Below are 11778 nucleotides of genomic sequence, written 5' to 3' on the forward strand. Positions count from 1 at the left end.
TCAGGAACTTGTTCGCACCTTCCCTAATAGATTAACCTTGTTGCCTCCAGCCTGATTAATATTAACGACACCACCGTCTTTAGCACTGACCGCATCACTTTTTGATGAGCCTTCCGGGTAACCGCTATTGTTCTCCAGGAGTTCTTTAAAGTTACTGGCATAGGTATTAATGTAAACATCGCCACCGTTTGCCGTAATGGTTGAACCCGCACCCCGAGCATAGACTCCGTTATTAGCCAGCGTTGCATCTTCGCCCTGTTTGGTGTGCTCAACTTCAGAACGAATGTACACATTGCCGTTCACAGACACATCCGCGCCACCGCCTACATATAACGCAGTATTGTTGTGTGTGTACTTATTGCCAATTAGGAAATTATTTTTAAGACTAAAATTGTCGACAGTCACTTTGGTGTCACTGCCTTCTGCAGACAACCCAAAGAAGGCTAACCCGGCACGATGCTCCTGCTCCGTGGTCCCGCTAATATTGACGTTGTAATTACCAATATGATACTCACCGCCCTGATCACTCGTGATGTTGCCAATCTTGACCTCAAGACCGTTACCTTCGCCTCGCACAGGATTATCAATTTTAACCGTAAAATCGTAGTTGTTGTCGCCGGCAATCGTATCTTTGATGCTGATACCAGGGAGCTCGGGGTCCTTACCGATATAGTTCAGTGTATAATCTTTAGCGAATGCTGCCCCAGAATATAGCGCATTACTAATACTCACCGACAAGGCTAAAGGCAATATTACCTTAGCGTTATTCTTCCATTGATACATATATAGACTCCGAAGTACAAAAGAATATAGAAATATCAAGACGACTATCAAATCCTCATTAATAAAAAGAGATCGGAGAGCAATACACTTGTATCAATGATGAATTGACAATCTCAGAGCATTATTTAATGCGGTACATCACGCTGTCAATATTTTTTGAATCATGAAATAAATAACTTCGCAATAGTTTATTTAACCTTGACTACTATCAATATTATTAAGTGCATATATTAAAATATTAATTATAAACAATGATTATATTTCGCTTTTTCCTTACAAAATATTCGAATATTATATGTGAGAAGATCGTCAAATACAAAAAAGCCCCATTTTAAATGGGGCTTTTCATTCATTACGGTAATAATCGTTAAATCACGATCAGAACGGAATGTCGTCGTCAAAGTCGATTGGCGGTTCGTTAGACGGCGCTGCCGGAGCGGACTGCTGCGGACGAGACTGTGCACCGCCGCTGAACTGGTTGCCACCCTGCGGCTGCTGAGGCTGACCCCAACCACCCTGTTGACCGCCACCTGCATTACCGCCCGCCGGTGCACCGCCGCCCTGACGACCACCCAGCATTTGCATGGTGCCGCCGACGTTCACAACAACTTCAGTCGTGTACTTCTCGACACCTGACTGATCGGTCCATTTGCGGGTGCGCAGCTGACCTTCAATGTAGACCTGAGAACCTTTGCGCAGATATTCGCTGGCGACTTCCGCCAGTTTGCCAAACAGCACAACACGGTGCCATTCAGTCTGCTCTTTCATCTCGCCGGTCGCTTTATCACGCCAGGATTCGGAAGTAGCCAGCGTAATGTTGGCAACTGCACCACCATTCGGCATATAGCGTACTTCCGGGTCCTGGCCCAGATTACCGACGAGAATCACCTTGTTTACGCCTCTGCTGGCCATGATCGTGTCTCCTGAAAAACGTTTCTTAATAAGTGTAAGCGCGGGATTGTAGCATTTCCAATAGCGCTTTTACTACGTTGAGAGGTGGATTCCAGTAAACAACCTCAGCCAGACATTGTTACACAGACACCTGCGTCTTGCATTCCAATACTGTATATCCATTCAGGTCAGGTTGTGTCATAATTAACCGTTTGTGATCGCCGGTAGCACCATGCAGCCAGGCAAAAAAGCGTTTAATCCGGGAAAGATGAATGGATAAGATCGAAGTTCGGGGCGCCCGCACCCATAATCTCAAAAACATCAACCTCGTCATCCCGCGCGACAAGCTGATTGTCGTCACCGGGCTTTCGGGCTCAGGCAAATCCTCGCTGGCTTTCGACACCTTGTATGCCGAAGGGCAGCGTCGTTACGTTGAATCGCTTTCCGCGTATGCGCGTCAGTTCCTGTCGCTGATGGAAAAACCGGATGTCGACCACATTGAGGGGCTGTCGCCAGCCATCTCAATTGAACAAAAATCGACATCCCATAACCCGCGATCCACGGTAGGCACCATTACCGAAATTCACGACTACCTGCGCCTGCTGTTTGCCCGCGTCGGTGAGCCGCGCTGTCCGGATCACGACGTACCGCTGGCAGCGCAGACCGTTAGCCAGATGGTGGACAACGTGCTGTCACAACCGGAAGGCAAGCGCCTGATGCTGCTGGCACCTATCATCAAAGAGCGCAAAGGCGAACACACGAAAACGCTGGAGAATCTGGCAAGCCAGGGTTATATCCGCGCCCGTATTGATGGTGAAGTGTGTGACCTGTCCGATCCGCCAAAGCTGGAGCTGCAAAAGAAACATACCATTGAAGTGGTCATCGACCGCTTTAAAGTCCGTGACGACCTGTCACAGCGTCTGGCGGAGTCTTTTGAAACCGCGCTGGATCTCTCCGGTGGCACGGCGGTGGTTGCCGATATGGACAACCCGAAAGCGGAGGAGCTGCTCTTCTCCGCCAACTTTGCCTGCCCAATTTGCGGCTACAGCATGCGCGAGCTGGAACCTCGCTTGTTCTCGTTCAATAACCCGGCGGGCGCATGTCCTACCTGCGACGGTCTCGGCGTGCAGCAGTATTTCGACCCTGACCGCGTGATCCAAAACCCAGAGCTGTCGCTGGCTGGCGGCGCGATCCGTGGCTGGGATCGCCGTAACTTCTATTACTTCCAGATGCTTAAGTCACTGGCAGAACATTATAAGTTCGACATAGAAGCCCCATGGGCCAGCCTGAACCCAACGGTTCACAAAGTGGTGCTGTACGGTTCCGGCAAAGAGAATATCGAATTCAAATATATGAACGACCGCGGTGATACTTCCGTACGTCGTCACCCGTTTGAAGGTGTGCTGCACAATATGGAGCGCCGTTATAAAGAGACGGAATCCAGCGCGGTACGCGAAGAATTATCTAAGTTCATCAGCAACCGACCGTGCGCCAGCTGTGAAGGCACGCGCCTGCGTCGTGAAGCGCGCCACGTGTTTGTTGAGAACACACCGCTGCCTACTATTTCTGACATGAGCATCGGTCATGCGATGGATTTCTTCAACAATCTCAAACTTGCCGGTCAACGGGCGAAGATTGCGGAGAAAATCCTTAAAGAGATTGGCGACCGCCTCAAGTTCCTGGTTAACGTCGGTCTGAACTACCTGACGCTGTCGCGTTCGGCCGAAACGCTCTCCGGCGGCGAAGCCCAGCGTATCCGTCTGGCAAGCCAGATCGGTGCGGGCCTGGTCGGCGTAATGTACGTGCTGGATGAACCGTCCATCGGTCTGCACCAGCGCGATAACGAACGCCTGCTGGGTACGCTTATCCATCTGCGCAATCTGGGTAATACCGTGATTGTGGTTGAGCACGATGAAGATGCGATTCGCGCCGCTGACCATGTGATCGATATCGGTCCAGGCGCGGGCGTCCACGGTGGACAGGTGGTGGCGGAGGGTACGCTCAATGACATTATGGCAGTGCCTGAGTCACTGACCGGCCAGTATATGAGCGGCAAGCGCAAGATTGAAGTGCCGAAACAACGCGTGCCCGCTAACCCGGAAAAAGTGCTGAAGCTCACCGGTGCGCGCGGCAACAACCTGAAAGATGTCACCCTGACGCTGCCGGTTGGCCTGTTTACCTGTATTACCGGCGTATCCGGTTCCGGTAAATCAACGCTGATAAACGACACGCTGTTCCCGATTGCTCAGACCCAGCTCAACGGCGCTACGCTGGCTGAACCTGCACCTTATCGCGACATTCAGGGGCTGGAGCATTTCGATAAAGTTATCGACATCGACCAGAGCCCCATTGGTCGTACGCCACGTTCCAACCCGGCAACCTATACCGGCGTATTTACACCCGTCCGCGAACTGTTTGCTGGCGTGCCGGAATCACGCGCGCGCGGCTACACGCCAGGGCGCTTCAGCTTTAACGTGCGCGGTGGACGTTGTGAAGCCTGTCAGGGCGACGGCGTAATCAAAGTTGAGATGCACTTCCTGCCGGATATCTACGTGCCGTGTGACCAGTGCAAAGGCAAGCGCTATAACCGCGAAACGTTGGAGATCAAGTACAAGGGCAAGACTATCCACGAAGTGCTGGATATGACCATTGAAGAGGCGCGTGAGTTCTTTGATGCCGTCCCGGCGCTGGCGCGTAAACTGCAAACGCTGATGGACGTTGGCTTGACTTATATTCGCCTTGGGCAGTCCGCAACAACCCTTTCTGGCGGCGAGGCCCAGCGCGTGAAGCTGGCGCGTGAGTTATCAAAACGCGGTACAGGACAAACGCTGTACATCCTCGATGAGCCGACTACCGGTCTGCACTTTGCGGATATTCAGCAGTTGCTGGACGTGCTGCACCAGCTCAGGGATCAGGGCAACACCATCGTGGTCATTGAGCATAATCTGGACGTGATTAAAACGGCCGACTGGATTGTCGATCTCGGTCCGGAAGGGGGTAGCGGCGGCGGAGAAATCCTGGTTGCCGGTACGCCGGAAACGGTTGCAGAGTGTGAAGCCTCACACACCGCCCGCTTCCTCAAACCACTGCTGTAGTTACTCATGCCCGATGGCGCAAGCTATCGGGCCTACAGGATAGACGTATTGGGTTGTAGGCCAGATAAGGCGCTTACGCCGCATCCGGCAAAAAGGCTCAGAACTGCGCCAACATCCTGCGTTTATCTTCCGGCAGCGTCTTGATAGCCTGTTGATATGAGGCGTCCACCAAATAGTAAATTTGTGAATCTGGCAGCGAACCATCCAGGTACACCGTGCTCCAGTGCGCCTTATTAAGATGCCGGCTTGGCCGGACATCGCTATGCTGCTGGCGCAATAACTCGGCCAGTTCAGGGCTGGTTTTCAGCGACACAGCAGGGCGTTCTTCCACCTCTTTTACCATCGCAAAAAGCACATCTTCGACTTTAATTTGCGTGGCTTTCCAGTCGCTGTGCACGCTCTGTTCGGCACCTGTTTTCGCCATGCAGTATTGCAGCAACTCCGAGTTCGTCATCTTTATTCCCCTTACCAGCAGCTCGCCTAATGAGAACATCTTTTACTCAGTGTGCAGCAACTCTGCCAAAGGTAAAAGCCAGCAACGCAAATTTGTTTAAAAAATCACCAATAAAGAACCTGTACCCTCAGTATTCTGAGTTTACAATCACCTCTTCGCCATATGCCCCGGCCTGCGGCAGTGGTTTATAGGTGGAGTTGGAGGCGCGCAAAATGCGAATACCGCGAATACCTACGTCGCGCGCGGCGGTGATGTCATTGTCGGAATCGCCGTAGAACATGCGGATGTTTTTATCCTGTAACCACTGTGTTTTGGTGTTCTGCCCGGCTTTATCACCGGCAAAGATAACCGGATTCATATTAGCGGATGGAATGTGGAAGTTATCGGACAGTGTTTTAGACACGGTTTCGGTTTTTGTCGGGCTACGTCCCGTGACAAAGAAGATGCTGTCACCGCGACGAACATGCATATCAATCAACTGACGCGCGACTTCTTTTGGAATACTAAATTCATCCCAGCCATTGTTCATTTTTTCCCAGAACGCCGGATTCTTCAGGTAATCCTCACTCTCCGGGGACCAGGTTTTTTTGCCACGCCAGAAACCCGGGCTGGAAAAAAGAACGGTGTCATCAATATCGAATCCGACTGCCATTGGCGGGCGTCCGGTCAGGCTGTTTTCAATCTGAGCAACAGAGACCCAGTGAACCGGAGACTGCTCAGCGAGTTTTGCAACGTTAGTGCCTGGATTAAGCTGCGAGGGGGAAGAAACTAAAGCCTGGGCGGAATGGTTTAACGTGAACAATAAGCAAACGGCACTAAGTGCCAACGTAATCTTGCGCATATTTTTCCCTAAGTAGTCAGCTAGTTATCATTTTTTTATTAACAACTGGTCAAAAAACTATCTGACCTTACCCCCTGGGGAAGGTGAAAGGAAGGGGTTTCTCTCGTTTTGTTACAGAAAAAGAGGATGATCACACAGAAAAAGCGTGCCTGATGGCGCGACGCTTATCAGGCCTACAAACGAAAAATCCAATGCTTTGTAGGCCGGATAAGGCGTTTACGCCGCCATCCGGCATCACTGTGCGAGAAATGACAAATCCGGTTACATGACAGCAGCAAACGCTTTTGCCACACGCTGGACGTTACCGTGATTCAACCCGGCGACGCACATGCGGCCGCTGGCGATCAGGTAAACCCCGAATTCATCACGCAGGCGATCGACCTGGGCGGCACTCAACCCGGTATAGCTGAACATACCGCGCTGTTGCAGAAGGTAGTCAAAGTTACGGCCCGGTATCTCGGCATGGAGAACATTGACCAATTCCTGACGCATCGCCAGGATGCGGGTACGCATCGCTTCTACTTCCGCCAGCCAGTTGGCTTTAAGCGCATCATCGCCCAGCACGGCGGCAACTACCTGCGCACCAAAGTTAGGTGGGCTGGAGTAGTTACGACGCACCGTGGCTTTTAACTGCCCCAGCACGCGACCCGCAGTCTCGGCGTCTTCGCACACCACGGAAAGGCCGCCGACACGCTCACCGTATAAAGAGAAAATTTTAGAGAACGAGTTGCTGACCAGGGCAGGCAATCCAGCGCTGGCAATGGCGCGGATCGCATAGGCGTCGTCTTCCATTCCCGCGCCAAATCCCTGATAGGCAATATCAAGGAAAGGGATTAGATCGCGCGCTTGCAGAATCTCGATAACCGCATCCCACTGCGCGGGCGTCAAGTCCGCACCGGTCGGGTTATGGCAGCACGGATGCAACAGTACAATGCTGCGTGCCGGTAAGGTGTTCAAGGTTGCCAGCAGGTCGTTGACGCGCACGCCGTTAGTCGTGTTGTCATACCAGGGGTAAGTACTTACTTCGAATCCAGCCCCTTCAAAAATCGCGATGTGGTTTTCCCATGTCGGATCGCTGACCCAGACGCCAGAATCAGGGAAGTAACGCTTCAGAAAATCCGCACCTACTTTTAGCGCACCTGATCCTCCCAGCGTCTGAATCGTCGCCACGCGCTGCTGCTGAAGAACCGGGTGTTCTGCACCAAACAGTAGTGGCGCAATGGTGTGGCGATAGCTGTTCAGGCCTTCCATCGGTAAATACAGCGACGCACCCTGCGGCTGAGCATTGAGCCGGGCTTCCGCTTCGCTTACGGCGTTAAGCTGAGGGATTATCCCGTCTTCGTTGTAATACAGACCGATGCTGAGATTCACTTTGTCACGACGTGAATCTTCCTTGAAGCGCTCCATGAGCGATAAAATCGGGTCGCCGGCGTAGGCGTCAACTTTTTGAAACACGTGGTGGTTCTCCAGGTTTACAGACAGGGGATAAGAACACAATAAACCGGAAGCGGGAGAAGATCGAGAGGATGTTGAGAGGATTATTGCCGGATGGCGGCAGAACCGCTTTATCCGGCAGACAGCCAGATTCAGTCCACGTACTTCATCGCTACCCTTGATGTCAGGCGCGTGATAAGTTCGTAAGCACTTACTTTCGTTATTTCGGCAATGCGTTCAACGGGCAGACCATCGCCCCACAGAATCACCGGATCGCCGGCTTTTTCCTGCGCTTCTGGTCCCAAATCAACGCAGATCATGTCCATTGCCACACGACCAACAATCGGCACTTCCCGACCATTGACCAGTACCGGCGTGCCGGACGGCGCCGCACGCGGATACCCGTCGCCATAGCCCATCGCCACCACGCCCAGGCGCGTGTCACGCGCGCTTTCCCACGTTCCACCATAGCCAACAGGTTCGCCCGCTTTGTGCTCGCGCACGGCGATCAGGCTGGAGGTGAGCGACATCACCGGCTGGCAGCCAAAATCAGTCCCGGCGGAATGATTCTCCAGCGGCGATACGCCATACAGAATTAGCCCCGGACGCGCCCAGTCGAAATGGGACTGCGGCCACAGCAGGATACCGCCAGATGCGGCAATAGAACGCTGTCCCGGCTTGCCTTCACAAAAGTGATTGAAGATCTCAAGCTGCTTTTCCGTCGCGCCGCATTCGGGTTCGTCTGCACGGGCAAAGTGGCTGACGATGTTGACCGGCTGACGCACATTTTTACAGTGGGTCAAGCGTTGATAAAACGCCTCAGCCTGCTCCGGACGTACGCCCAGACGGTGCATCCCGGTGTCGAGCTTCATCCAGACGGTGACGGGTTCCGCCAGTTCAGCCGCTTCCAGCGCCGCAAGCTGCTCCTCATTGTGCACGGCAGTATGCAGCCGCTGTGCGGAGATGGTCGGCAGATCGGAGGCATCGAAAAAACCCTCCAATAGCAGGATGGGTTGCGTGATCCCACCCGCGCGCAGTCGCAGAGCTTCTTCAAGACGAGCGACACCAAAAGCGTCCGCATCAGGGAGCGTTCGCGCGGTCTCTAACAGACCATGGCCGTAAGCGTTCGCTTTCACCACCGCAACCAGTTTACTGGCAGGTGCCAGTTCACGCAGACGTTGCAGGTTGTGTCGCAGAGCGCGGCGGTTAATGACAACAGTTGCCGCTTGCATTTGAATTCCTTAATAAATGGACGACGGAGCGTTACTCATCGTCATACTGTGGTCCGGCATAATTATCGAAGCGTGACCACTGGCCGTTAAACGTCAGGCGCACCGTACCGATTGGGCCGTTACGTTGCTTACCAATAATAATTTCCGCGATGCCTTTTAAGTCGCTGTTTTCGTGATAAACCTCGTCACGATAAATAAACATGATTAAGTCGGCATCCTGCTCGATAGACCCCGATTCACGGAGATCCGAGTTGACCGGACGCTTGTCGGCGCGTTGTTCCAGAGAGCGGTTAAGCTGCGACAGCGCCACCACCGGCACATGCAGTTCTTTTGCTAATGATTTCAGCGAGCGCGAAATTTCAGCAATTTCCAGCGTACGGTTATCGGAGAGCGACGGCACCCGCATCAGCTGCAGGTAGTCGATCATAATCAGTCCGATACCGCCGTGTTCACGGGCGATACGGCGTGCGCGCGAACGCACTTCCGTGGGCGTCAGGCCGGAGGAGTCATCAATGTAGATGTTTCGTTTCTCCAGTAAGATCCCCATGGTGCCGGAAATTCGCGCCCAGTCTTCGTCATCCAACTGACCGGTACGGATTTTGGTCTGGTCTACGCGCGACAGCGATGCCAGACAACGCATCATGATCTGTTCGGAGGGCATTTCAAGACTAAAGATAAGTACCGGCTTATCCTGCAACATCGCCGCATTTTCGACGAGGTTCATTGCAAACGTCGTTTTACCCATCGACGGACGCGCGGCGACGATAATCAGGTCCGACGGCTGTAGACCGGCAGTCTTTTTGTTGAGGTCGTCGTAGCCGGTATTCACCCCGGTGACGCCGTCATGCGGCTGCTGGAACAGCTGTTCGATGCGCGCGACGGTGGCGTCGAGCACCTCGGTAATATTTTTCGGGCCTTCGTCTTTATTGGCGCGGCTTTCGGCGATTTTAAAAACGCGGGATTCCGCGAGATCCAGCAAATCTTCACTGGAACGCCCTTGCGGATCAAATCCGGCCTCCGCGATTTCATGGGCTACCGAAATCATGTCGCGCACGACGGCGCGTTCGCGGACGATATCCGCATAGGCGCTTATGTTCGCCGCACTTGGCGTATTTTTAGATAACTCAGCCAGATAGGCAAAACCGCCGACGCTGTCGAGTTGCCCCTGCACTTCCAGCGACTCGGCCAGGGTTATCAGATCGATGGGTTTGCCCATCTCCTGCAAACGATGCATTTCGGTGAAGATATGCCGGTGCGGTCGGGTGTAAAAATCCTCCGCGACGACACGCTCGGCAACATCGTCCCAGCGTTCGTTATCCAGCATTAAACCGCCCAACACCGACTGTTCCGCTTCAATCGAGTGCGGCGGTACTTTCAGCCCGGCGACCTGCAGATCGCGGTCACGAGCATCAGTCTGTTGTTTGTTGAAGGGTTTATTTCCTGCCATAGTGAATGGAGTTACCGAGATAATGATTGGGTCGAAAGATTACCACATTTCTGGAGGAAGCATGGCAACACGTATTGAATTTCACAAGCACGGCGGCCCTGACGTACTGAAGGCTGTGGACTTTACGCCCGTTGATCCGACCGAGCATGAAATCCAGGTCGAAAACAAAGCGATTGGCATCAATTATATCGATACCTACATCCGCAGCGGACTGTATCCGCCCCCTTCTCTGCCCAGCGGACTCGGCACCGAAGCGGCCGGCGTGGTCAGCAAAGTCGGTAGCAAAGTAACCCACATCAGCGTTGGCGATCGCGTGGTCTACGCCCAGTCAATGCTCGGCGCCTACAGTTCCGTACATAATGTCCCCGCCGATAAAGCCGCCATTTTACCGGATGCCATCTCGTTTGAGCAGGCTGCCGCGTCCTACCTGAAAGGGTTAACCGTTTTCTATCTGTTGCGTAAAACCTATGAAATCCAGCCTGACGAGCCGTTTCTGTTCCATGCCGCCGCAGGCGGCGTTGGTCTGATTGCCTGCCAGTGGGCAAAAGCATTGGGGGCGAAGCTAATTGGTACCGTCGGCACTGCGCAAAAGGCGCAAATTGCATTACAGGCCGGCGCATGGCAGGTGATTAACTATCGCGAAGAGAGCATTGTCGAGCGGGTTAAAGAAATTACGGGCGGTAAAAAAGTCCGGGTAGTTTATGACTCGGTGGGTAAAGACACCTGGGAAGCCTCGCTGGACTGCCTGCAACGCCGGGGATTGATGGTGAGTTTTGGTAATTCTTCCGGGCCGGTGACCGGCGTTAACTTAGGCATTCTGAACCAGAAAGGCTCGCTGTACGCCACACGCCCTTCTCTGCAGGGTTACATCACCAACCGCCATGAATTGACCGAAGCCAGTAATGAGCTATTTTCACTGATTGCCAGCGGCGTGATTAAAGTCGATATCGCGCAAGGTCAGACGTTTGCGTTAAAAGATGCCCAGCGGGCGCATGAAGTACTGGAAAGCCGGGCCACGCAGGGGTCGAGTTTGCTGATCCCGTGAAACTTCTCCCTTAAATAATTCAAGCAGCCAATACGCCTGCGGTTTGAATTATGACGGGGAAGAAAAGAATTAGGGCTTCCCGTAGGAAGCCCTTTCTTTTTTTAGTTCGGCTGTATGTAGGGTACAGCTCGATGAATTCGTTAACCGCGCAATAGTGACAGATTTAATAATCAATTCCTATTTGGTTCTAAAGGCAATGTTGCAGGTTGTGATGTACCGCTCAATACCTTAGTAAAATCGACGGTTATTGCGCTGATAGTGCGGGACTTTTGGCGCTTTTATGGCCTTGATAACCCACACCACGGCGACAGCCAATAACAGCCATGGCAGCAGTTTAATCATCAGCGCAAACATCCCGCCGAGGAACATCACGGCGGTCGCCACCATCAGCGCAGCCAGAATCCCCAGCAGCGACACGCCGGTGACCATCAGCATGACAAAAAAGCCAATCACAAAAAGTAGTTCCAGCATGATGCTCTCCCATAATGAATTTCTGCTTAAACCATTACAAAAATCATGCCAGAATTAATTGATTGATTTATAAAGAAAACGCCCC

The 11778-nt window shown here is 52.8% G+C and carries 10 protein-coding genes; 2 read left to right on the plus strand and 8 right to left on the minus strand.

Annotated elements, in window-relative coordinates:
* Positions 1-783, minus strand: a complete 783-nt coding sequence (locus FDW88_RS06085; protein WP_249354876.1) for a hypothetical protein — start codon at positions 781-783, stop codon at positions 1-3.
* 378 nt (positions 784-1161) lie between these two features.
* The gene (gene ssb1, locus FDW88_RS06090) at positions 1162-1695 is read right to left on the minus strand and encodes a single-stranded DNA-binding protein SSB1 (RefSeq protein WP_096758705.1); all 534 of its coding nucleotides are present in this window, start codon (positions 1693-1695) and stop codon (positions 1162-1164) included.
* A 251-nt stretch (positions 1696-1946) separates the two neighbouring features.
* Here ssb1 and uvrA point away from each other — a divergent pair, with 251 nt between their 5' ends.
* Positions 1947-4769 (plus strand): excinuclease ABC subunit UvrA, encoded by a 2823-nt coding sequence (gene uvrA, locus FDW88_RS06100; protein ID WP_096758707.1) that lies wholly within the window; start codon positions 1947-1949, stop codon positions 4767-4769.
* Between the two features lie 97 nt (positions 4770-4866).
* Here uvrA and FDW88_RS06105 read toward each other — a convergent pair whose 3' ends face one another.
* The 5 genes from FDW88_RS06105 to dnaB form a co-directional block, all read right to left on the minus strand.
* Positions 4867-5223 carry an MmcQ/YjbR family DNA-binding protein gene (locus tag FDW88_RS06105; RefSeq protein ID WP_096758708.1) on the minus strand — a complete coding sequence of 119 codons (357 nt, stop codon included), beginning with the start codon at positions 5221-5223 and terminating at the stop codon, positions 4867-4869.
* A 127-nt stretch (positions 5224-5350) separates the two neighbouring features.
* Positions 5351-6064 carry an acid phosphatase AphA gene (gene aphA / locus FDW88_RS06110; protein ID WP_117343604.1) on the minus strand — a complete coding sequence of 238 codons (714 nt, stop codon included), beginning with the start codon at positions 6062-6064 and terminating at the stop codon, positions 5351-5353.
* 261 nt (positions 6065-6325) lie between these two features.
* A complete protein-coding gene (tyrB, locus tag FDW88_RS06115) occupies positions 6326-7519 on the minus strand; it encodes an aromatic amino acid transaminase (protein ID WP_117343605.1) in 1194 nt (397 codons plus the stop codon).
* Positions 7520-7650: 131 nt separating this feature from the next.
* Complete coding sequence (gene alr, locus FDW88_RS06120; protein WP_096758711.1) at positions 7651-8730, minus strand: alanine racemase; 1080 nt, start codon at positions 8728-8730, stop codon at positions 7651-7653.
* A 31-nt stretch (positions 8731-8761) separates the two neighbouring features.
* Entirely contained in the window at positions 8762-10177 is a 1416-nt protein-coding gene (dnaB, locus tag FDW88_RS06125; RefSeq protein ID WP_096758712.1) for a replicative DNA helicase, read from the minus strand.
* A gap of 61 nt (positions 10178-10238) precedes the next feature.
* Here dnaB and FDW88_RS06130 point away from each other — a divergent pair, with 61 nt between their 5' ends.
* Entirely contained in the window at positions 10239-11222 is a 984-nt protein-coding gene (locus FDW88_RS06130) for a quinone oxidoreductase (RefSeq protein ID WP_115259703.1), read from the plus strand.
* A 228-nt stretch (positions 11223-11450) separates the two neighbouring features.
* On the opposite strand, the gene pspG is transcribed toward FDW88_RS06130, so the two are convergent.
* Positions 11451-11693 (minus strand): envelope stress response protein PspG, encoded by a 243-nt coding sequence (pspG, locus tag FDW88_RS06135; protein WP_096758714.1) that lies wholly within the window; start codon positions 11691-11693, stop codon positions 11451-11453.
* Positions 11694-11778 lie beyond the last annotated feature (85 nt).

It is taken from the genome of Citrobacter sp. wls829 (assembly GCF_005280825.1).
Taxonomy (GTDB): domain Bacteria; phylum Pseudomonadota; class Gammaproteobacteria; order Enterobacterales; family Enterobacteriaceae; genus Citrobacter; species Citrobacter gillenii.